This window comes from Pseudoalteromonas sp. Z9A5, from assembly GCF_011378875.1.
GTDB lineage: Bacteria > Pseudomonadota > Gammaproteobacteria > Enterobacterales > Alteromonadaceae > Pseudoalteromonas.
On record NZ_WTLC01000019.1, the window covers coordinates 42,690 to 66,933 of the forward strand.

18 protein-coding genes are annotated in these 24,244 nt (G+C 40.4%); 2 read left to right on the plus strand and 16 right to left on the minus strand.

The features are described from left to right. From moaA to GQR56_RS11445, 7 genes are all read right to left on the minus strand, one after another. Positions 1 to 972 (minus strand): GTP 3',8-cyclase MoaA, encoded by a 972-nt coding sequence (gene moaA, locus GQR56_RS11415; RefSeq protein WP_024609785.1) that lies wholly within the window; start codon positions 970 to 972, stop codon positions 1 to 3. Positions 973 to 988: 16 nt separating this feature from the next. Then, positions 989 to 3,685, minus strand: coding sequence for a nitrate reductase (locus GQR56_RS11420; RefSeq protein WP_166111447.1), 2,697 nt, complete (start codon positions 3,683 to 3,685; stop codon positions 989 to 991). Positions 3,686 to 3,725: 40 nt separating this feature from the next. Beyond that, positions 3,726 to 5,249, minus strand: coding sequence for an FAD-dependent oxidoreductase (locus GQR56_RS11425; RefSeq protein ID WP_166111450.1), 1,524 nt, complete (start codon positions 5,247 to 5,249; stop codon positions 3,726 to 3,728). A gap of 490 nt (positions 5,250 to 5,739) precedes the next feature. After that, positions 5,740 to 6,876 carry a glycoside hydrolase family 27 protein gene (locus GQR56_RS11430; RefSeq protein ID WP_206018156.1) on the minus strand — a complete coding sequence of 379 codons (1,137 nt, stop codon included), beginning with the start codon at positions 6,874 to 6,876 and terminating at the stop codon, positions 5,740 to 5,742. A 637-nt stretch (positions 6,877 to 7,513) separates the two neighbouring features. Then, on the minus strand, positions 7,514 to 8,707 hold the full coding sequence (locus GQR56_RS11435) for an alginate export family protein (protein WP_166111456.1): 1,194 nt from the start codon (positions 8,705 to 8,707) through the stop codon (positions 7,514 to 7,516). 9 nt (positions 8,708 to 8,716) lie between these two features. Then, positions 8,717 to 10,474, minus strand: a complete 1,758-nt coding sequence (locus GQR56_RS11440) for a bifunctional protein-serine/threonine kinase/phosphatase (protein WP_166111459.1) — start codon at positions 10,472 to 10,474, stop codon at positions 8,717 to 8,719. Positions 10,475 to 10,487: 13 nt separating this feature from the next. Then, a complete protein-coding gene (locus tag GQR56_RS11445; protein ID WP_166111462.1) occupies positions 10,488 to 11,957 on the minus strand; it encodes a NarK family nitrate/nitrite MFS transporter in 1,470 nt (489 codons plus the stop codon). A 288-nt stretch (positions 11,958 to 12,245) separates the two neighbouring features. Here GQR56_RS11445 and moeB point away from each other — a divergent pair, with 288 nt between their 5' ends. Continuing rightward, a complete protein-coding gene (gene moeB, locus GQR56_RS11450; protein ID WP_166111467.1) occupies positions 12,246 to 13,004 on the plus strand; it encodes a molybdopterin-synthase adenylyltransferase MoeB in 759 nt (252 codons plus the stop codon). Here moeB and GQR56_RS11455 read toward each other — a convergent pair whose 3' ends face one another. The 3 genes from GQR56_RS11455 to modA are packed head-to-tail and all read right to left on the minus strand — an operon-like array spanning position 13,005 to position 15,451. After that, positions 13,005 to 14,033, minus strand: a complete 1,029-nt coding sequence (locus GQR56_RS11455) for an ATP-binding cassette domain-containing protein (protein ID WP_166111470.1) — start codon at positions 14,031 to 14,033, stop codon at positions 13,005 to 13,007. Position 14,034: 1 nt separating this feature from the next. Further along, complete coding sequence (modB, locus tag GQR56_RS11460) at positions 14,035 to 14,712, minus strand: molybdate ABC transporter permease subunit (protein WP_024609792.1); 678 nt, start codon at positions 14,710 to 14,712, stop codon at positions 14,035 to 14,037. Then, a complete protein-coding gene (gene modA / locus GQR56_RS11465; RefSeq protein ID WP_197111281.1) occupies positions 14,699 to 15,451 on the minus strand; it encodes a molybdate ABC transporter substrate-binding protein in 753 nt (250 codons plus the stop codon). The genes modB and modA overlap by 14 nt, the downstream gene beginning before the upstream one ends. 45 nt (positions 15,452 to 15,496) lie before the next feature. Between modA and glp the strand changes: the two genes are divergently transcribed. Next, positions 15,497 to 16,714 carry a gephyrin-like molybdotransferase Glp gene (glp, locus tag GQR56_RS11470; protein WP_166111473.1) on the plus strand — a complete coding sequence of 406 codons (1,218 nt, stop codon included), beginning with the start codon at positions 15,497 to 15,499 and terminating at the stop codon, positions 16,712 to 16,714. Positions 16,715 to 16,767: 53 nt separating this feature from the next. Here glp and GQR56_RS11475 read toward each other — a convergent pair whose 3' ends face one another. From GQR56_RS11475 to GQR56_RS11500, 6 genes are all read right to left on the minus strand, one after another. Then, entirely contained in the window at positions 16,768 to 17,220 is a 453-nt protein-coding gene (locus GQR56_RS11475) for a DUF1311 domain-containing protein (protein ID WP_166111476.1), read from the minus strand. Between the two features lie 128 nt (positions 17,221 to 17,348). Then, the gene (gene prpF / locus GQR56_RS11480; RefSeq protein WP_166111479.1) at positions 17,349 to 18,515 is read right to left on the minus strand and encodes a 2-methylaconitate cis-trans isomerase PrpF; all 1,167 of its coding nucleotides are present in this window, start codon (positions 18,513 to 18,515) and stop codon (positions 17,349 to 17,351) included. A gap of 14 nt (positions 18,516 to 18,529) precedes the next feature. Next, positions 18,530 to 21,139, minus strand: a complete 2,610-nt coding sequence (gene acnD, locus GQR56_RS11485; RefSeq protein ID WP_166111483.1) for a Fe/S-dependent 2-methylisocitrate dehydratase AcnD — start codon at positions 21,137 to 21,139, stop codon at positions 18,530 to 18,532. A gap of 188 nt (positions 21,140 to 21,327) precedes the next feature. Beyond that, the gene (gene prpC / locus GQR56_RS11490; RefSeq protein ID WP_166111486.1) at positions 21,328 to 22,452 is read right to left on the minus strand and encodes a 2-methylcitrate synthase; all 1,125 of its coding nucleotides are present in this window, start codon (positions 22,450 to 22,452) and stop codon (positions 21,328 to 21,330) included. Positions 22,453 to 22,498: 46 nt separating this feature from the next. Further along, entirely contained in the window at positions 22,499 to 23,377 is an 879-nt protein-coding gene (prpB, locus tag GQR56_RS11495) for a methylisocitrate lyase (protein ID WP_166111489.1), read from the minus strand. A gap of 106 nt (positions 23,378 to 23,483) precedes the next feature. After that, on the minus strand, positions 23,484 to 24,176 hold the full coding sequence (locus GQR56_RS11500) for a GntR family transcriptional regulator (protein ID WP_166111492.1): 693 nt from the start codon (positions 24,174 to 24,176) through the stop codon (positions 23,484 to 23,486). Positions 24,177 to 24,244 lie beyond the last annotated feature (68 nt).

Sequence of the window (24,244 nt, forward strand, 5' to 3'; positions counted from 1 at the left end):
TTAGCCACCTAACATGGCTAAGTGAGTTGTCGCACCTGTTAAGCGTTTATCTAGCTCATGACTTATTTCTTTATTGCCCATAGCAGCTTGAATTGCCTTTACGGTCGCTGCAGTATCATCCTCGTTTAGCAGTTCGCGTAAATCTATACCTTGCTCGGCAAACAAGCATAAGTGTAATTTACCCAGCGCCGACACCCTTAAGCGATTACAACTTTTACAAAAGTCTTTACTGTACGGCATTATTAAACCAATACGACCATCGTAATCAGGATGACAAAATTCCTCAGCGGGTCCATTTAATTTCCCTCTAACTACTTGTAACCAACCTTGGTCGAGTAATTGTGCTTTAACCATTTGCCCACTTAAGTGGTTTTCTTCAAAAAAGGTTGCGCCGTCACCGGTTTCCATTAATTCTATAAAGCGTACCGTAACTTTGTGGTGCTTTACCCACGCTAAAAAATCCTTCAATTGGTTTTTATTAAACTGCTTGGCAAGCACTGCATTTATTTTTATATCTTTTATGCCCAGCTCTACCGCGCGTTCAATCCCTTTTAAAATAAGGTTAAGTTTGTCGTGCCCTGTTATGAGTTTAAACATACTCGGATTTAAACTATCAATACTGACATTAAGCGCATCAAGCCCTGCTTCAGCAAATTCATCAATTTTCTTTAATAAATTAAATCCATTGGTAGTAATGGCTACTTTTTCTATACCTGGTGTATTTTTACAGAGCTTTATAATATCGGTTACGTCGCTTCGTAAGCATGGTTCGCCACCTGTAATACGCACTTTTTTGGTACCTAACTCTGCAAACGCATTTACCAACGTGCTAATTTCGTTTTTATTTAAAAAATTACGCGGCGTATCGCACTGATACCCGTTTGGTAAACAATAACTACAACTAAAATTACATACATCGGTTATTGAGAGGCGCAAATAGTTAAACTGCCGACCAAATTGATCATTAAGCATATGCTTCCTTTTTTCTTTACATTACAACCGCAACATCAATGCTGCTAGAACCTGCTTTGTAATGTTGTTTTATTAATTGGCTTAATTGTGTTTTACACGAACCGCAGTTCGTCCCACATTTAAGTTCAGACCCCAATTGCTCGACTGTGTTTGCACCGTTTTTAATGGCGTTTATAATTGGCTGCTCTCTTACTTTAAAGCAGCTACACACTTGTGCACCTTGGGTAAATTCTTCATCGGGAGTTGCATAAAGCAAAGACTGTAACTGTGTAAAGGTCAGTAATGGCTCTGCAAATAAATGGTTTATCCACTCAAGTGATATTTCTTTTTGCTCATTAGAAATAATACCAACAAACGCTAATTGATCGTTTTGAATACACTGCACATGCATGGCTTTTGCCGTATTCATAGCCGACCATTGCCCTTTTAGACCAGTTAAGGTTTGGCAGTAATACAGTAAATCACTTTGTGGTTCATTAAGCGCCAATTGGTAATTAAAGCAATTGCTTGCATTAACTTTGAGCCAAAAATCACTGCTTATAACTAGTTCGTTTTTAGCAAACAGCTGCATATATTGCCCAAAGGGTGCTTTAACTATATTAACAGCGCCGTGTTTGCACTCAGCCTGACCAGATAGAGGGTCAACTACCGATTGATACAACCCACTTACTGTTGCTGATGACGCAAATTGCTTGTTCCAATGAATAGGCATAAAGCATTCACCTTTTCGCACGGCATCGGTTACTTTTGCATGCGCGGTAACCTGCCCTGTTTGGGCAATTGCACTTATTAAATCGTTTTGTTTTATTGCTAATTTACTGGCATCAAGCGGATTAATTTCAATGTACGGGCGTGTAATATGCGATGAAAGCGCAGTGCTTTTACCCGTGCGGCTCATAGTATGCCATTGGTCTCGTATACGACCCGAGTTCATTACAAACGGGTAATCACTTGATGTTTTTTGCACAGGTAATTTCGGCGTTATGGGTATAAAACGCGCTTTTTTATCAGCGGTGCTAAATTGGTTATCTGTAAAAACCTGACCGTTTTTATAAGGCTCGTTTTTAACAACAGGCCACATAATGGGTTTTAAATTATCATACTGATTTTGTGTGAGCCCAACTAAACCTGAGAGGTTTAACAATCGGCTGCCGTTATTTTCAAAATCGGTTAATTGTGCCCATTCTTCAAAAATGCCACTTGGGTCTGTAAAATCAAACCCTTCAAAGCCCATTTTTTTAGCAACATCGCACATAATTTGCCAATCGTTTTTAGCTCCTGAATAAGGCGCTACTAACGGGCGCTGCCTTGATATTCTGCGCTCTGAGTTGGTTACTGTGCCGTTTTTTTCGCCCCATCCGGTTGATGGAAAAGCAACATCGGCAAATTTTAATGTATCACTTTTTGCAATACAGTCAGATACAACTACCAGCTCGCAGGTCTCTAATGCCTTTTTAATAGCGGCGTTATTGGGCAAGCTCACCATTGGGTTTGTTGCCATTATCCACACTGCTTTTATTTTACCTGCGGCTATTTCATCAAACATATCGATGGCATTGCTGCCTGCTTTTTTAGCAATAGTTGGCGAGAGCCAAAAACGTTGCACAAGTGATTGATGCGCTTCGTTTTCAATATCTAAATGCGCCGCTAACTGATTAGCCAAACCACCTACTTCGCGCCCACCCATCGCATTGGGTTGCCCCGTAATCGAAAACGGACCGTTGCCTGGTTTAAGTAATTTACCTGAGGCTAAATGCGCATTAATAATGGCGTTGCATTTATCTACACCCGAACTTGACTGATTTATACCCATTGAATAAAAGCTAATCGCACTTGGGCTGTTAGCAAATAGCGCATAAAACTCAGTTACTTGCTCAATTGCTATATCGCAAAAGTCGCTAACTGCCTCACAGCTCCACTTTTGTGCCTCTTGCAGTGCGCTTTCAAAGCCGTTTGTGTGTTGAGCAATAAATTGCGTGTCGAGGTGGTTATACTCATTTAAATAATTAAGTAAGCCGTTATAAAGTGCGGCGTCACTGCCTGGTTTTATATTTAAAAATGTGTCGGCAAGCTCAGCGGTGTCAGTTTTACGCGGATCAATAACCACCACTTTCATATTTGGGTTAAGTTGCTTTGCACGCTCCATTCGCTGATACAAAACAGGATGCGTCCATGCGGCATTAGAGCCAATTAAAATAAGTAACTCAGTTTGCTCTAAATCCTCGTAGGTACACGGCACTACGTCTTCACCAAAAGCGCGTTTGTAACCTGCCACAGCAGATGACATACACAGGCGCGAATTTGTATCAATATTGCCTGAGCCTATGTAGCCTTTCATTAATTTATTCGCGATGTAGTAATCTTCAGTAAGTAACTGCCCCGATACATAAAAAGCCACAGCATCGGGTCCGTGCTTTTGTATTATGTCGTTAAATTTATTGGCAACGTGGTCGGTGGCTTCATCCCACGTGGCTGCTTTATTATTAATAAGCGGCGACGTTAAGCGATTATCACTGCCTGTTGTGTCGAGTAAATGCGTGCCTTTTACACATAAACGACCAAAGTTTGCGGGGTGCTCTCGCATGCCTTCAAGCTTGGTTGGCACATTATTAAAAAGTGAAATATCAACACCACACCCTACACCACAGTAAGCACATGTTGTTTGTTTTAAACTCGTTTTATTTATAGTTGGTGACGTATTTGCGGTTGCCATACTGCTCTCTTTTAATGTGCTTTAATTAGTGTGCTTTAATTTATGCGGGCTGTTTTACAGGCTCATTAAGGGTAACTACGTTAATAGTGTTACTTGCTTTAGCGAGTGCGCTGCTTATTACGTTTTGAACAAGCTTTTCACAACCACCACAGCCTGTACTGGCTTTGGTGCTTTGCTGCACACTTGCCAAATCTATGCAGCCTTTAGCGACTGTTTGTTCAATGGTGTGTTTAGTTACTTTATGACAAGCGCAAATAATAGCGTCATCAGGCAAGTCATCGGCGCTTAGCTCTGCTATGTCGCCAGCAAGGGGCATAATGAGCGCTTCGGGAGCGGTGGTAAGTTCAATGTCGTTTAAATGATATTGCAGTAAATTATCGTAATCGCTGGTATCGCCAACAAGTACGGCGCCAATCAGCTTATTACTTTGTGAATTAGTGACTACTTTTTTATAAATGCCATTGAGTTGATCCTCAAAGTAATAGCTTATTGCGCCTTCGCTGCGTGCATGTGCATCGCCAATAGAGCCTACTTCAACGCCCATTAATTTAAGCTTGGTGCTCATATCAGCACCGCTAAATTCATCTGCTTTGTTATTTGAAGAAATGGCTTGTTGCGTACTTTTTTGGACATCTTGTAAAATATGTCCAACCGCTATTTTAGCCATGGCGTAACCTGGTGCCACTAAGCCAAAAATAAAGTTATTCCACAGTGCACATTCGCCAATAGCGTATATGTTTTTGTCGCTCGTTTGGCAGTGGTTATTAATTACAATACCGCCGCGCTCACCTATATCTAAATTAAACTCGCGGGCTAAATTGTCATAAGGGCGAATCCCTGCAGAAAATACAATCATGTCGGTTTCAACGGTTTTACCGCCTTTAAAACACATTTTGTAACGGCAACTTTCACCTTCTACTATTTCCTCGGTTGCTACTGATGTATGTACAGTAACGCCTAAATCGGTAATTTTGTTTTTTAATAACCGACCGCCACCCGCATCAACTTGTACGCCCATAAGTTGCGGTGCAAATTCTATTACGTGAGTATGTAAACCCAGTTGCTTTAATGCATTTGCAGCTTCAAGCCCTAATAAACCACCACCAATTACCACGCCTACTTTACTACCGTGGGCTGAGTTTTTTATTGCGTGTAAATCGTTAATGGTCCGATACACAAGGCAATGCTCGCGATCTTTACCAGGAATAGGCGGCACAAATGGGAATGAGCCGGTAGCAAGCACCAGCTTGTCGTATTCAAACAGCTCCCCTTTAGCGGTCTTTACAGTTTGCGAATCACGATTTATATCAACCACTTTAGAGTGAGTATGAAAGCGTACTTGCCAATCGTCATAGGTTTTATTGCATGTAAGAGCGAGGTCGTCTGCGGTTTTACCTTTAAAAAAAGACGATAGTTGCACGCGGTCATACGCTAAGCGGTCTTCTCCACTTAATACCGTAATTTCAAATGGGTTATCACCCTGATTTTGAGAAACCAGCTGCTGCACAAAATGATGCCCCACCATTCCGTTCCCTACCACTACAACACGCTGCTTGCTTAGCATTTACTCACCTTAAACCGACATTGCTTTACTTATAGCTAAACTTAAGTCTAGTTATTTGTTATAACTTTGTTAAAGCAATATGCAAGCCATGCATATATTAACATTAATTATCAATGAGTTAATGTATGCGGAGTGTTTGTAAAGCACCACAAAATAGCATTGTATGCACCAATTTGTTACGCAGTAAAAATATTTTAAAACACTTTGGGGACGGGCAGCATTGTAATGTGGAATTAATAAATTAAATTCCACTTCAGGCTTAGTTTAATTGGAAGATGGTAAGTGTGAGCAGTTGATTTTTATTAGCTTTTTTGCGCGATAACTTTATTTAAACGGGTATATTAATACGCATGAAATTTCTAATATAAAACAGATGCGAGCTATATTAGAAATTACCAATTAGAGCTATAAAACCGCTCTTATATAGCGGCGTATATACGCCGCTATACAATTATTCACACTAATTATAATAAAGATATTTATGCTAATTTTACTTACCAGGATAAATTCTTAGCACAACTGCTTGATGTGAAATAACCTCATCATCGTAATTTGTTGAGAATGACCCCATATCTTTATGTTTCCATAAATCACGTACATGTACTTCATCCCAATCAAGACCAAGATCTTGCTTCCAATCAATTGATATTTTTTGGGTTTCACTTCCACGATTCAACATAGCTACTGCCCAACTACCATCTGACATTGGTTTTGCTAAAACATGTATCTTACCCGTTTTTTTAACTGTTTTTGCTTGTTTCCCAAGAGGATCTTGATTCAAAGCAATTACTTCTTTATTTGTCAGGGTTTCTAAAGTGTAAGCATCTAAGTTTCTGACATCTGTGCCAGTTAATAACGGCGTTGCTAAAATAGACCACAAACTAAAGTGCGCACGGTATTCAATATTCGATGCACCAGCACCCACAAGCTCTTTACTCTCGCCATTGAGACCTACCACTAACATGTCAAAATCATTCCACTGCCCAGGCTTATTAAATTCTTCTAAGCCATCGCCTCTATCGAGCATGTCAAGAACATCAAAATAGTAATCTTCTCTATTCTCTGGGTAATCAAAATCATCCGATATATCTTGACCTATTCTCCAGTGATTTGCGCCTATATCACCTGCCCATTCCCAAATATCTTCCCATCCACAATGACATGCATGTAATACAATATCTTTAGGGTTATCAATTAATGGTTTAGACATTTTATAAAAAATTTCTTTTAATTCTTGTTTACTCGCATCTTTATGAGAGCAACAACTGTCGTACTTTAAATGATCAACATTCCATGAAGCGAACATATCTGCATCTTGTTTCTCATAGCCCAAACTTCCAGAAAACCCAGCGCATGTCGTTTCACCTGGTCCAGAGTAGATGCCTAGCTTCATGCCATTTTTATGTGCATATTCAGATAAAAACGTTATTCCTCTTGGAAATTTTTCTTTATCGTAATCTAAGGCTTTATTTTGACGTTTTCCTTTATCTTGCTGCCACCCATCATCGAGGTTAACGTAAATGTATCCAGCGTCTCGCATTCCATTACTTACCATTGCATCTATTGTTTCAATAATAAGTTTCTCATTTATTTCAACACCAAATTGATTCCAGCTACTCCACCCCATAGGAGGTGTTTTTGCTAATCCATTGTTAAGTTTCTCAAAAATATGGCTTTGTTTATCTTCTGATTGTGCGTGTACTTTTTCTGTTATGCCGATTGTAGAAAAGAATAAAATAGCGAAGAGTATAAAAATACGTGATGTAGTTATAGATTTCATATATTTCCCCAATGATTAAATAAATTAACATAAAACATGTTAAATCCATACTAATTGAAAGATAATGAAAGGTAAAGGCAGTGTGAAACAAAAAGAAACTTTTGTTATGTGTAATAATGGGCCGAGGATTCAAATAGACCAAACAATCACAATCGTATTATGGTGATTTAGTAATATTGTTTTTTTGGATGAAGGCTCGTCAAGTGAGGCTATTTAACTGCGGTATAAATATTTGTACTTAATGGGCTGAGTAACTTCTCCTGTATTATTTTACTTGGGCGTGTTTAACATTTATGCAGCGTTGTCGGTTATTTACAAAAAAGTAACTACACTTCATAGGCTTCGCCGCCCAGCCTAAAACCGTATAAAAGTAAATTATTCGGTTTTTATTAACGCATTTACCCATATTCACAAAGGTAATACGCGTTAATAGAACCGAGTAATCACAAGTATCATTTTAAATTAAGGGGAAAAATGCAAAAAATTAAAATTTAGCGCTCATCCATACCCACAATTTTTGGGTATCGACTTTATTAGCAGCGGTATCGCCCGCTGAGTAATCAGCGTATTTAGCACCCACAGAGTAGGTTTTATTAATAGGTTTAATGTATTGTACGTTTAGCTCACGACCTAAATCGTCAACCCCATTTGATTGCTCATTGGCATCAAAACTGTGATATGCCACCAGCCATTTACCGTCAAACGCTTTACCGTTTAAGCTTATGTAAGTGTCGTCCAAGCCTTGTGCGGGTGTGTTTAAAAACGTATCTGTCCAACCATTAAATTTATGTAACGTGGCAAGCGGTGCTGCAAACCCGTAATCGCTACTGTCAGAGCCCAGTGATTCGATGCCAACTTTAAATGTTATGGGCTCACTGCCCAACCCATTAATATCAACACCTCCTTCAAGTACATAGTAGTCTGCATTAAAATCACTCACGCTTGTTGATGCAGACTGCGTTGCATACTCCGCTTTGTAATAAAACGTTATGTCGTTTAGAGTTTTATTACCGTTAAAAGAAACGCCATAAGTGTCTAAACTGTCGTCTTGTAGTGCATCGTCACTTAATAAGTAACTGTATAAAACCACTTTACCGTAGTCTGTTGTAAAGCTGGCATTAATTAGATGATCGGACGATTTAATGTCTTTATCGTCAGCAAATATGCGGTTACGCTTATTTAAATAACTGTATTGTAAATCTATGTTATTAAATGCGTAGTTGAGGCTTGCTGCATCAAAAGTTTGCCTGTCTTGGCGCCAACCTACGTGCCCAACAAAGCGTTGCCCATCAAGTGCTATTACTTGGCGTCCTACTTTTAGCGATAAACCACTGCGGGCATATTTAACAAAGCCTTGGTCAATTTCAGTGGTTTCGGGGTCGGCAATAACTGAGTAATCGGTATTTTTACCCACTGTGTTGTTGTAATCATCTACGCCAAAAAGGCTGCGAGTGTCTTCTACTTCAATTAGACCTGAAAAACCATTAACCTCATCTGTTTGATGCGTTAAGCGGGTTCTAAGTGTTAAGCCGCTTGCATCTTTTAATGCATTTTCTTGATCGACGCTTTCAAAACGCAGTCTAAAATCAAGATCGGTTTGCGAAGCTTGGCTTATTGAAGGCGCGGTGAAGCAACCCAGTATAAAAATAATAGGTAAGTTGTTCTTATAGTTAAGCATTTTGGTTCTCTACGTTTTAATTATTAATACACATACCAAAGCAATAAATAAACACAGCGAAATACATTTCCAGACCATCACTGGATCGCGTTTCATTATTGAACTTTTATTAGCGGTACTTTCTAAATAAGGGTTAGGTTTATTGATATCGTTTATAAACTCAGAAAAGGCTTGGTATCTGAGCTCGGGTTTAGGGGCAAGCGCCTTCATAAGGGCTTGATCTAACCAAAACGGAATATCGGCTCTGTATTTACGTATACTTGTGTAGTGCCAATGGCTGTAATCTTTTGGCGCTACGTGGTTAAGTGGCAGTGGTTTGTAAGGCAATTTTGAGCACAATAACTCGTATGCAATAACGCCAAGTGAAAACAAATCACTTTTAAAATCGGCGTGCATAGTAATGAGTGTTTCGGGTGCAGTATAATCGGCAGTACCTTGCGGGCAATCATCCGCAATTTGTTTAACCGACTCGTCCATAGCCGCAACACTTACTGTGCCGTAATCAATGAGCGTTACTTTTCCGTGCGCATCTATCATTACATTATCGAGTTTTAAATCGCGATGTACCATATCGAGTCGCTGAAACGCCCTTAGCGCATGTACTATTTGTTCAATAATACTGCGTACTTGGGTTATTTCTGGGTGCGGCACGTCGTGCTTCCAATCACTAAGTGTTTGCCCGTCCATGTACTCACAAATATGGTACAAAAAACGACTCTGCGATTGCGTACTCAATACTTTCATCACGTTTAAATGGTTTATGCGTTGCCCTACCCAGCCTTCTCTTATAAAGCCTTGAAGGTAGTGCACATCGTCTTCAAAATTAACCGAAGGTGCTTTTAAAACCACTGGCGGTATATCGGGCGCTTGTTGCACTAAATAAATGTGCGAGCGACTACTGGCATGTAATTTACGAATAACCGTGTAGTCATCAATTTTTTGCCCAACATTAAGCGCAGGTGGAATTTTTCGTCGTGTTAGCGAATGATAAAGCTCATCTAACTTTTGCTCGGCAATATTTTCTACTTTTACAAGCAAACAACTTACGTTGTCGTCACTGCCTCGCGCTAATGCAAGTTCGGTAATTGCTTTAGCTGCATTTTCTAAATTAGTGTGATCTAAATTAACGTATTCATTAATTAGTTTAGCTATATCGCTGTTTGGGAGCACATCGTGTACGCCATCGCAGGTTAATATATAAATATCGTCTGCTTTTAGGTCAACTTCGTAAACATCTATTTCTTGATGAAGTTGTGCGCCTAATGCACGTGTTAGCGTATCGTTTACTTTGTGATCCCGTGTTATTGCCTCTATTTTATTTCCTCGCAAGCGGGTAATACGCGTATCACCTAAGTGAAATATATAACCCGTTGCCGACTTTAAAATAAGTGCTGTAAAAGTGGTCATCCAATCGGCTTGGCGTTGACCAAGGTGATTGTAATTAACCGATTGCGAATACAGCCACTGATTTAAACTCGCTAATACCTTCGACACTGACTTTTTAACTGCCCAACTTTCGGGGGTATTTAAATACTCATTTATAAAATGAGTGACCGAAAGTTGAGACGCTTGTTTCGCATTTTTTGCTGATGAACACCCATCGGCTAAACAGGCAATAACGCCTTTAGACTCTTTTTCTTGCGCTTTGGTATTAAGGGCTGCAAACGCATCTTGGTTTTCTGCTTTTAACCCTTTAGCGCTGTGCCCGCCAAATGAAACGTTGAGTTCATTTTTTAACGCTTTAGCTTGGAGTGTTTCATCAAACATCGTCAATAATGCCTTAAGTCACTGAAATAAGTTCAACGGTGCCGTCTTCATTTACTTCGGTAATGTGTCCGTCTGGTTCTTTCATAAAAAACAGCGCGCCTAAGCCAAGTAATGCACTACCCGCAATAATGAAAAAGAAGGTTTTATAATCAACAAGTGATAATGCCGTTAAGTAAACTACTGCGCCTACATTACCGTAAGCGCCTGTCATACCTGCAATTTGCCCAGTTAAACGACGTTTAATTAGCGGTACTGCGGCAAATACAGCGCCCTCACCTGCTTGCACAAAGAACGAACATGCCATAGCAGCTACAACAGCAAGCCATAAAGGCCACGATGCATCAACCAAGCCCATTACAAAATAACCAACAGCAAGACCCGTCGTAAGTACAATAAGTGTTATACGGCGACCCAGTTTATCTGAAATCCAACCGCCACCAGGGCGAGATGCTAAGTTCATAAATGCGTAAGCAGAGGCTAAAATACCCGCATACACCATATCAAGACCAAACACATCCATAAAAAACAGTGGCAACATAGATACAACCGCAAGCTCAGAACCAAAGGTTGTAAAATATAAAACATTTAAAACAGCCACTTGTTTAAACTCATAACGATGCGACTCAGGTACTGGCTCTTTAAAAATATGACCATTTACGTCAAAGGTTTTATACACTTCGTAAATATAAAGTAGAACTAAAAAAGCATACACAGCAAGTACAAAATTAGCCGAAATTAAGTTAGCACCGGTTGGCGAAAGCTTCCAAGTAAGTAATGCTAATGCGCCGTACATAGGGATTTTCATAATAAGCAGTAATACAAAGTCGCCTTTACTGGTTACTTCCATTGCGCCTACTTTTTTAGGCTTAAAGTATGTACCGCCTTTTGGCGTATCGGTTACATTTAAGTACCAAATAACACCAAATATAACGCTTAATACACCGGTTAAACCTACTGCATAACGCCAGCCATCTTCGCCGCCAAACATTAGTGCAATAATTGGCAATAACATAGCCGCAGCTGCTGAACCAAAATTACCCCAGCCGCCATAAATACCTTCCGCTATACCCAACTCATTAGCAGGAAACCATTCACTCACCATTCGAATGCCCACAACAAAGCCAGCACCAATAAAACCTAAAGCAAAACGCGCCAGCGCCGCTTGTTCAAATGTAGTTGCCATAGCAAACATAAAACACGGAATGCTACAGGTAATAAGTAATGCTGAATAAACAATACGAGGACCAAATTTATCGGTTAACATACCCACCACAACGCGGGCAGGAATAGTTAACGCTACATTTAAAATGAGTAACGTTTTAACTTGTGCCATGGTGATCCCAAGCGAACCCGCAATTGCACCTAGTAAAGGGGCATGGTTAAACCATACAAAAAATGACACAAAAAAGACCATCCAACTCAGATGTAATACTTTCATTTTTCCTTTAAAGGATATTAGGTTAAACCCAGAACTCGGTTGCATGTTTATTTCCTCGTAAACGTATTATTGTTTTACTAATGCCCCACTCTTTTAGATGAGTAGCAGCCCAATGTTTGTTAAATTTTAGTTAACCTACTACAGCAATTACTGAGCCACTAATTAAAAGCCATCAATTTCAGTTGGTTATATGTATTTACTGTTTTAATACGTTATAGTTGCACTATATGAGTGAAGGGCTATGGACTGTTACAGTGCAAATAAAAAGCGTTACTACTTGCTCTAGGATTTAACAACTTGGTATTGTTCAAAAAAAGTATGAGAAGTCTAAAAATGCAAAAGCCACCATTAACTTACCAGCAGCAACTGCGCTATTCTCGACACATTATGCTGCCGCAGCTTGATATAGACGGACAAGAGCGACTATGGCAATCGCATGCTTTAGTTATTGGTGTGGGTGGGCTTGGGTGTGCGGTAGGTCAATACTTAGCGGCATCTGGCGTTGGGACCCTTACCTTAGTTGATAACGATGAAATAGACGTGACCAACCTGCAAAGGCAAATACTGTATAAAGAAAGTGATATTGGTAGCTCAAAATGCAGTGCTGCTAAAAAACAGCTTAACGCGCTTAATAGTGAAATAGACATAAACACTATTGAGGCATTTTTTGATGCAAGTACCTCTACAGAACAGCTATTTAATAACATTGATATAGTAATTGATTGCTCAGATAACCTAGCAACGCGTAATGCACTTAATAGCGCCTGTTTTAAAGCTAAAGTTCCGCTGGTGTCCGGCTCTGCAATACGTATGGAAGGACAAGTCGCCTGTTTTACTATGGATGAAAACAGCCACTGTTATGGCTGTTTATCACAACTTTTTAGTGAACAAACACAAAGCTGCTCTGAATCCGGCGTACTTTCCCCTATTGTGGGGCTAATAGGCAGTATTCAGGCTACTGAAGCGCTAAAAATGCTTGCTGGTTTGCCCAGCGGCTTAAGCGAACACTTATTGCTGGTGGATGGTTTAAGCATGGAATTTAATCGTTTTAAAATAGCTAAAAACAGTCAATGTGCGGTGTGCAGCATTTAGTTATTCTAGATTACTGATCGTTGTATAAAGCACATCGCCCACTTTAAAGTCGTTTTTGTCCCACACTCGTCTTGAAGCCAAGCAATACAATGTTTGCCCATCTACATTAAGCGTTAACTGCCACTTATTATTAATAAGCTCAGCCTGAGTTAATACCGACTTTAAAACATTGCTGTGCGTTGTTTGCTCAGGCTTTAACGCACTAAACGACATTTGCTCACTTTCTATAATTAGCTTATTACTGCTATCTACAAGTGCAGGAAGCACAAAAAGCGGCTGCTCACTTTGCTGTAATTGCAGTTGATATAGCCCGTAGTCTTCATCAAATTTAACCACATTGTAATTAATTAAGCTCAGCGGTGTTTGCCTATCGTTTGCATAAATAGCTTTTGCAACGTGTGCACTTGCACCTTGGTTTATCACCTTCCCTTTATCAAGCTGAATAAGGGTATCGCAGCAAAATAGCAGCTCTTTTAATGAGTGACTTACTATTATAAATTTAATATTAAACTTAACTGCAAACTCGCTAAGTTTAGTGAGCGTTTTAAAACGCAATGACCAATCAAGCGCACTAAAAGGCTCATCAAGCATTATAAATTTTTGACCGGCTAACAGCGTACGCGCAAATACTACACGTTGGCGTTCGCCACCCGATAAGCTTTGTACATCACGGTTTAGTAAGTCTTGTAATTCGAGTGTTTTAACAACGTATTCTAGCGTTAAGCTGGTTTGCTTATTCCCGCAGTGCTTTTGTGTAAACGCTAAATTACCTACTACATCTAAATGAGGAAACAACGGGCACGATTGCAACTGAAGCGTAATACCGCGTTTATCGCTTGGTAACTCATGCACTGGCTGATTATTTACATAAACACTTTTTGCAGGCTCTAAACCACTAATACAACGCAGCAATGTTGACTTACCCGAGCCAGAAGGCCCGTAAACACCGAGTACATTAAACGACTCAAGCTCAAGGTTTATATCTAAATCAAAATTATTGAGTGCTTTAAAAAGGCTTAATTTAATCATGTTATTGCTTAACCCCTACAATGCTTTTATTAAACTTAAATAACAGCACTAAACAGGCAAACGAAATAGCCAGTAAAATAAGTGAAAGCTGATGCGCCGCCGTATAATTTAACGATTCAACATGGTCATAAAGCGCAATAGACACCACCTGTGTTTGCCCCTGAATATTACCGCCAATCATTAATACCAAACCAAACTCACCCAATGTGTGCGCAAAGCCTAAAGCAAATGCGCTACCAATACTGGGTTTTAAAAGCGGAATAATTAAATGCACAAAGCGTTTAAACGGGCTTAACCCAAGCGCAATGGCAGCTTCGTTATAGGTTTGATTAATATGCTTAAACCCAGCCACAAGAGGCTGCATTACAAAAGGCAGCGAATAAAAAAGCGAACCAATAACCACGCCCTGAAAACTAAACGCCAGCTGCGTACCCGTTAGCCAAAACCAAAACTGCCCAAAAGCGTGATCAGGCGAAAATAAAACAAGTAAGTAAAACCCTAATAACGTAGGCGGCAGCACTAAAGGCATTGCAATTAATGCCTCTAAAAATGGTTTAAATTTACCATTATAGCCAGCGAGCTTGTAAGCCACCGGAATACAAAAAACAAGAAGGAGCACTGCGGTTATAAAGGCAAGTTTTATAGTTAACCACAGCGCAGTTAAATCACTTTGAAGCATTGTTGTCCTTTATTCTGTAACCTAATTCAATTAACTGCTGCTGCGTAGCCTGCGTCATTAAAAATTGCATGAGTTGCTTAGCGCTAGCGAGTTTTTTAGTCGACTTAATAATAACACCCTGTTGAATTATATCGGGATATTGATTGGTAGGCAGCACGGTGTAATCTAAATACTTTTGATTTTGAGTGTTACTGTAAGCCGCCTTTAGTGATGAAACAGCCACCAGCCCGACTCCTACATTACCGCTTTCAACAAACTGAAAAGCATGCGTAATGTTATTCCCGTACACATAATTTACTGGCTTTTTAAAATGGTTATTAGCGTAGTGCTCTGAGGCACGCCCGTAAGGTGAAAAACGCGGATTAGCAATGGCTACTTTATCATTTACTTTTTCAGCTTTGGGTTGCCATAAAGCAAGTTCGCCTAAAGCGTAAGTGATTAAGCTACTTTGCTCGGCATAACCTTCTTTAATAAGCGATTGCGGTCGAAAATCGTCAGCCGATAAAAACACATCAAATGGCGCGCCATGCACTATTTGCGAATATAAAACACCGCTAGAAGCGGCTGATATTTTCACGTCAACATTAGGTAATGGGGATTTTTTTAGTAGGGTTTGCAATACAATTTTAAAATTACTCGCTACGGCTACTTGCAGCGTTTCTTTTGCGTTTACGCTGCACGAAAGCATGCATGCTATAAGCAAAAAATAACCCAACCATGTATTGTAAAGCTTTGACATTATAAGTATTGTTTCAAAATAAAATGATTTAAGTAAGCAATATATATGAACGATGTTTGCAATGCACCCGGTTTGTTACCAATTGAAACTGCAATACAAAATATACTTAGCGTAATAACACCTGTTAAAAGCGCTGAAACCATCAAAATAATGCAAAGCGTTGATCGCATTTTAGCAAGCGATGTTAAATCAACTATAAACGTACCGGCTCATAATAACTCTGCAATGGATGGTTATGCGCTATGTATTTCAGATAAAAGCTTAACCTATACACAAGTAGGTAGCGTGTTTGCAGGGCAAGTTTTTGAAAAAACGCTTACCCCAGGGCAATGTGTAAGAATAATGACCGGCGCCGCCATTGCACCCGGCGCTAACGGCGTTGTAATGCAAGAAAACGCCTCGGTAAATGGCGATAAAATTACGTTTACAGCACAACCAGAACTAAATGAAAACGTGCGTTTTTCCGGCGAAGATATTGCAATAGACGATGTTATTTTAAAAGCCGGTGATAAATTAAAAGCCGTTGATGTGGGACTACTTGCATCTTTGGGCATTGCTAATATAGACGTAATCAGAACCCTAAAAATAGCCGTACTTTCTACAGGCGATGAGCTAATTGAACCAGGGCAGCCTCTTAAACAAGGCGCTATTTTTGAAAGTAACCGCGCTGTTATTATTAGTGCGCTGCAACAAAAAAATATAGACGTGCTTGATTTAGGAATTATCCCTGATAACAAAGAACTCATTACTAATGCATTTTTAAAAGCGAACGAACTTGCCGATGCCGTAATAAGCTCAGGCGGTGTATCGGTTGGTGAAGCCGACTTTACTAAAGAAGTGCTTAACGAGATTGGCGAAATTCACTTTTGGAAAATAGCCATGAAACCTGGCAAACCTTTTGCCTTTGGTAAACTAAGTAACAGTTACTTTTTTGGCTTGCCAGGTAACCCTGTGTCGGCTGCTGTTACGTTTAATCAGTTAGTAGAGCCTGCACTGCAAAAGCTGTCGGGGCTTGGTGAAGTAAACCCTAAAATGCGCTTTAACGCTGTTACTACATCCGTTATTAAAAAGCGCCCAGGAAGAGCCGACTTTCAGCGCGGGACTGCAACAATTAACGAGCAAGGTGACTTGGTGGTTGCCCCGTTTAATAAACAGGGCTCGGGTGTACTTTCGTCGCTTAGTAAAGCTAACTGCCTAATTGTAGTGCCAGCACAAAGCGGCAATATCGAAAAAGGCGCAACAGTAAGTATTGAGTTGCTATAAAGCCTAAAATACTACAGCTAACTGTATAATTTAGCTGTAGCGCTATGTAGGTCTTAAAATATTTTTATATTTAATGTTTGAATTAAACAATTTAACTTTTCGCTACGCCCTACAAACTCTTCTTTGCTCAATCTATTAACACACTTTAGCGCATTTTTAGTCGCAAAGTATCTATCATAACTTAGGCTTCTTTCGCATTTAACACTATACGTTGAGGGCCAAGAGCCACCAGCACCTGTTGCTACTCCAACAACGTTACATGTAGCGTCTATATACTGCTCCCATGCTTTTATTTGGGCTTTAACTGCATCTACTTGGTAGTCGTCAGTTAGTTGCGGGTAAATTTCATTCATCATTTTACTGATTTTAATTTTGTATCTATTGCCCTCTAAATTATAAGTATTGCCAGTGTGCATTGCACCGCCTTCTGGCCAACCATCAGCACTTTGCGCAAGTGCCCCAAACGATGAAATAGTTAAAGCAAATCCAATAATAATTTTATTCATTTTTAAATCCTTTTAAAGTTTGAAAAAAAGCCCTTAAATTAAAAAATAAGGGCTTACTTATATTTTACAAAAATAATAAATAGATTCAATGTATTAATGCTGTAATTTAACTAATTAATATTAAAAGTTTACTGAGGGACTCTTACAACGCCTTCCATAAGTACACGCGCACTGCGACTCATGCTTGCTTTGGTAACTTGCCAATTACCCGCATTATTTTTAGCCTCTGCACCCACTTTTAATGTGCCCGATGGATGACCAAAGTTTACTTCACTTAATGCGCCGCCTCCAGCGGCTACATTAACCAGCGTACCTTCAATAGCTGCGGCAGTACCAATAGCAACAGCAGCTGTGCCCATCATGGCGTGATGCAGTTTACCCATCGACATAGCGCGCACTAATAAGTTAATGTTTGCAGATTCAATAAGCTTTCCGCTAGACGCTTTATAATCTAAAGGCGATGCAACAAACGCAACTTTAGGCGTATGTTGGCGAGCTTGTGCTTCACTAATATCAGTAATTAAGCCCATTTTTACAGCACCATAAGCACGAATAGTTTCAAGCTTTTTAAGTGCAGCAACATCGTTATTAATATCGTCTTGCAGCTCGGTGCCGGTATAACCAATATCAGCCGCATTAATAAATATGGTAGGTATACCTGCGTTTATCATTGTTGCTTTTAAAGTGCCAACGCCTGGTACTTCTAAGCTATCAACTACGTTGCCAGTTGGAAATAAGGCGCCATCACCATCAGCTGGGTCAATAAATTCAAGCTTTACCTCGGCTGCAGGAAATGTAACGCCATCGAGCTCAAAATCACCGGTTTCTTGTACTTCGCCATTAGTTATTGGTACATGGACTAAAATACTTTTTTTAATATTAGCCTGCCACACACGCACAATAGCAACACCGTTATCGGGTACTCTGCTTTTATCGACCAAACTATTACTAATGGCAAAAGCACCCACTGCTGATGTTAAATTACCGCAGTTACCGCTCCAATCAACAAAGGGCTTATCTATCGCCACTTGACCAAATAAATAATCAACATCGTGATCGGCTTGCTCACTTTTACTTAAAATGACTGTTTTACTGGTACTAGACGTAGCGCCACCCATACCATCCGTTTGTTTGGCATACGGATCGGGACTGCCTATAATACGCAGTAATAAATTATCGCGTGCCTCGCCTGCTACTTGAGCAGGTTTTGGTAAATCAGTTAAATTAAAAAACACACCTTTACTAGTGCCGCCTCGCATATAGGTTGCAGGCACTTTAATTTGCGGTTTAAACATAAATAACCCTTTCCTTATGCAGTTTTAGTGGCTTCTAAAAAGTCTTGTGCAAAGCGCTGTAATACACCGCCAGCAGCATAAATAGAAAGCTCTTCTTGGGTATCTATACGGCACTTCATGGGTATATTTAACACTTCGCCATTTGTACGTGTGATAGATAAATTAAGCGTACAACCAGGCGTTGGCTCGCCTGTTACATCATAACTTTCACTACCATCAAGCTTGAGCGTTTTACGGGTTGTGCCTGCTTTAAATTCAAGTGGCAATACACCCATACCCACTAAGTTAGTACGATGAATACGCTCAAAGCCCTCTGCTGCAATAACTTCAACGCCAGCAAGCCTTACACCTTTTGCAGCCCAATCGCGCGACGAACCTTGTCCGTAATCGGCTCCGGCTACAATAATAAGTGGTTGTTTGCGCTCCATATACGCTTCAATTGCTTCCCACATGCGTGTATTAGTACCTTGTGGCTCTAGTCGGGCATACGAGCCTTGTATAACTTCGCCGTTTTCATCGAGTACCATTTCATTAAGTAGTTTAGGGTTTGCAAATGTTGCACGCTGCGCTGTTAAATGATCGCCTCGGTGCGTTGCGTACGAGTTGTAATCTTCCTCTGGGACGTTCATTTTAGTTAGGTATTCGCCAGCGGCACTACTTGCCATAATTGCGTTTGAAGGCGATAAATGATCGGTTGTAATGTTGTCACCAAGTACAGCAAGTGCACGCATACCGGTCATTGTGCGCTCACCCGCTAATGCACCTTCCCAATAAGGCGGACGACGAATGTACGTACTTTGTGGGCGCCACTCATACAATGGATCGTTATCTTCACCGTAATCTACGGTTAAGTTAAACATTGGCTCGTACACTTTTCTAAATTGCTCAGGCTTAACGCTTTGCTTAACTACTGCATCTATTTCTTCATCAGATGGCCATAAATCTTTAAGTGTAATATCGTTACCTTGCTGATCTTGCCCTAAAATATCTTTTTCAATATCAAAACGAATAGTACCGGCAATCGCGTAAGCAACAACTAAAGGAGGAGACGCTAAAAAAGCTTGCTTGGCATATGGATGAATACGCCCGTCAAAGTTTCGATTACCTGAAAGTACAGCCGTTGCGTATAAATCACGTTCAATTACTTCTTTTTGAATAACAGGGTCAAGTGCCCCGCTCATACCGTTACACGTTGTGCAGGCAAAACCCACAATACCAAAGCCGAGCTGCTCAAGCTCTGTGAGTAAATTTGCATCTTCAAGATACGATTGAACCGCTTTAGAGCCTGGTGCAAGTGACGTTTTAACCCAAGGCTTACGCGTTAAACCTTTTGCATTTGCATTACGTGCAAGCAGTGCAGCGGCAATTACGTTACGTGGGTTACTCGTATTTGTACAACTGGTAATAGCTGCAATAATACATGCGCCATCAGGCATTAAGCCTTCTTCGTTTTCGACAACGCCCGAAATACCCTCTTTTGCTAAATCACTTGTTGATACACGGCGATGCGGATTAGATGGTCCTGCAATATTACGACCCACGCTTGATAAATCAAACGTAAGTACGCGGTCGTATTTAGCTGTTTTTAGGCTGTCACTCCACAAACCTGTGGTTTTAGCGTAGTTTTCTACCAGTGCAATTTGCTCTTCTTCACGGCCGGTTAAACGCAAGTAATCAATTGTCATTTCGTCGATATAAAACATCGCGGCGGTCGCGCCAAATTCTGGCGTCATGTTCGAAATTGTTGCTCTGTCGCCAAGGGTTAGTGCATCAGCACCTTCACCATAAAATTCTAAATAAGCCGATACCACACGTTGCCCACGTAAAAATTCGGTTATGGCAAGTACAATGTCGGTGGCTGTAATACCCGGTTGGCGAATACCCGTAAGCTCAACGCCTACAATATCTGGCAGGCGCATATAAGAGGCGCGACCAAGCATTACGCTTTCGGCTTCAAGCCCACCTACACCCACCGCTATCACACCTAGCGCATCTACATGAGGGGTATGGCTATCGGTTCCAACTAAGGTATCAGGGAATGCAATGCCATCACGGTTTTGAATAACCGGCGACATTTTTTCAAGATTAATTTGATGCATAATCCCGTTACCCGGCGGGATCACATCAATGTTTTTAAAAGCTGTTTTAGTCCAATTTATAAAATGAAAACGGTCATCGTTGCGTCTATCTTCTATTGAACGGTTTTTTTCAAACGCATCGGGGTCAAACCCAGCATGCTCAACCGATAATGAATGATCAACAATTAACTGTGTTGGTACAACTGGATTTACTTTTGCCGGATCGCCACCTTTAGCAGCAATTGCATCACGCAAACCTGCTAAATCAACAAGCGCTGTTTGCCCTAAAATATCATGGCACACTACTCGCGCCGGATACCAAGGAAAATCTAAATCTTGTTTGCGCTCAATTAGCTGCTTAAGTGCATCGGTTAACATTGCAGGGTCGCATCGACGTACTAAGTTTTCAGCAAGTACGCGCGATGTATAAGGTAGTGTGGCATATGCGCCAGGCTTAATTGCATCAACCGCTTCTTTAGTGTCGTAATAATCAACATTTGAGCCAGGTAGAGATTTACGGTATTGGGTATTATTAATTATGGTCATAATAAAAGTTCGCTAATTGGTGACGGGGTTATTAAGAAAGGCTTTAGGTTTGCAGGTTTTTTATTATATAAAGCATTAAAGCCATAAAAGGTGAATATAGAGTTCACCTTAATTCACTTACCAACTCTCATGTGTGGTCATATTTAACCAGCTAAATTATTCGAATATACATGAGAGTTGGTAACCTATTATCTTGATTCGATTGGTGTGTAACTACGTGCATCAGGTCCTGTGTAGTCAGCGCTTGGGCGAATAATACGGTTATTAGTGCGCTGCTCTTTAACATGCGCGGTCCAACCTGTAACACGGCTCATTACAAATATTGGCGTAAATAACTTAGTTGGAATATTCATAAAGTGATAAGCAGATGCATGGAAAAAATCGGCATTACAAAACAGTTTTTTCTCGCGCCACATAATTTCTTCACAGCGAACAGACACAGGATAAAGCACATTGTCGCCCACTTCATCGGCTAGTTTTTCGGACCACTTTTTAATAATAACGTTACGCGGATCAGACTCACGATAAATAGCATGGCCAAAGCCCATTATTTTGTCTTTACGCTCCAGCATGCCCATTACTTCTTGCTCAGCATGCTCAACACTTGTAAAACCTTGAATCATATCCATTGCTGCTTCGTTTGCGCCACCATGTAATGGACCACGCAGCGTACCAATTGCACCCGTTACGCAAGAATGAATATCTGAAAGCGTTGACGCACACACGCGAGCCGTAAACGTAGAGGCGTTAAACTCATGCTCTGCGTATAATATTAACGATACATTCATTACTTGAGCAAACAATTCACTTGGGGCTTTATCATGTAACAGCGTTAAAAAATGCGCACCAACTGAGTCATCGTCAGTTTGTGTTTCAATACGTACGCCATCGTGAGTAAAACGATACCAATAACAAATAATACTAGGGAATACCGCAACCATTCGGTCGATTGCATCGTTAGCTTGGCTAAAATCATTTTCTATTTCAAGATTACCCAACATAGAGCAACCCGTGCGCATTACATCCATTGGATGCGCGTCTTTAGGAATATTTTCAAGAACGGTTTTAAGTGCACTCGGTAAGCCGCGTAAGCTTTTTAATTTAGCTTTATATTGTACAAGTTCGCTGGTGGTTGGTAACTCACCACGAGAAAGTAAAAACGAGACTTCTTCAAACTGAGCTTTTTCGGCAAGTTCGCTAATATCGTAACCACAATACGTTAAACCCGAACCGCTTTGCCCAACTGTACATAATGCTGTTTGACCTGCTACTTGTCCGCGTAAACCTGCGCCACTCAATGCTTTATCGACCATGATCTTCTCCTATCTATAATTTGTGTGTGTTTTTATTAGTGTTTATTTACTTGTCAGATTTTGATGAAAAAAGGGTGTCGAGTGTGTTCTCGTACGTGTGGTAATCTAAAAAGTCGTATAGCTCTGCACGTGTTTGCATGTTTTCTATTTGGCTTTGTTGCGAGCCTTCATTCAAAATAGCTGAATACACGTTTAACGCCGCTTTATTCATTGCTCTAAACGCACTTAATGGGTAAAGCACCATTTTAACGCCCACATCACTTAACTGCTCTTTGGTATAAATAGGCGTTTGACCAAACTCGGTAATGTTTGCCAAAATTGGAACGTCAATCGCTTTTGCAAATGCTTGGTAATCAGCAAGGTCGTGTACTGCTTCTGCAAAAATAGCGTCAGCCCCTGCTTCTACACATGCCGCTGCGCGGTCAATTGCTGCGTTTAATCCTTCTTTTTGAAACGCATCGGTACGCGCCATAATATAAAAATCATTATCGGTTTTTGCATCAACCGCCGCTTTAATACGGTCAACCATTTCGTCTTGGCTAACAATTTCTTTATTAGGACGGTGACCACAACGCTTCTGTGCTACTTGGTCTTCTATATGAAAACCAGCAGCACCGGCTTTGGTCATTTCTTTAACGGTGCGTGCAATATTAAATGCGCCGCCCCACCCTGTATCTGCATCAACTAACAAAGGTAAATCGCTCGCACCGGTAATACGACGAATATCTTCAAGTACATTATCAAGGCTGGTCATTCCTAAATCAGGCATACCAAAAGAAGCGTTGGCCACGCCCGCACCTGAGAGGTAAATTGCTTGGTGACCCATTTTTTCAGCCATCATCGCGGTGTATGCGTTAATAGTCCCTACAACTTGTAAAGGGTGATTATTAGCAATAGCCTGTTTAAATTTTAATCCTGCTGACATTACTTTCTCCTAACTTTGAACGGTTGCTACGTGGAGTAACTACTATTTTTAATATCTAAATATGACTGTTCTGCTTAACTTTAACGGCTAGTAACTTTTGAGCTGCTCATGAGTTTTGAGCCGTTAATAAATCGAATTTGGTTTGAATATTTGCTTGCGATGCGCTTATATGTCGCTTCATGAGCATTTCGGCAAGTTCACCGTCGTGGTTTTCTATTGCATTAATAATAGCTAAATGCTCATCAAACGCTTTTGATACACGCGGCCCCACCATGCCCATTTGTACTCGGTACATTCTTATTAATTGGTAAAGTCCGTTACATAACAAATGAATTAAATGAGCATTTTTACTGCCTTTAATTATTCGATAATGAAAGTCTAAATCGCCAGCCTCTTGATAATACGACTCGCCTTCTTTTACACGTTGTGTTTTTAAATGTTGATTAAGTAATTGCTTTAAGCCTTGTACTTCATCGGCAGCCATATTGTCGGCAGCAAGCCTGCAAGCTAATCCTTCAAGCGAACTACGAACTTGGTATACTTCAATTAAACGCTCTGCGGTAAGTGCAACTACTCGGCAACCCACATTTGCTTTACGTTCAACTAAGTAACAGCTTTCTAAACGATTTAATGCTTCGCGAAGCGTTGCACGGCTTACACCATAACGCTTTGCTAATTCTGGCTCAGATATTTTGCTGCCCTGTATTATGCTGCCCTCTACTATTTCACGGCGCATATCTACAAACACTTGATCTGATGCAGTAGTAATAGGAGCTTCGTTTAAAAAGGTTTCGGTCATAGGTATCTTTTATATTGTCGACAATTTATGCAGTCACTATGTGCTTATTGGTAATTTATGTCAACCCT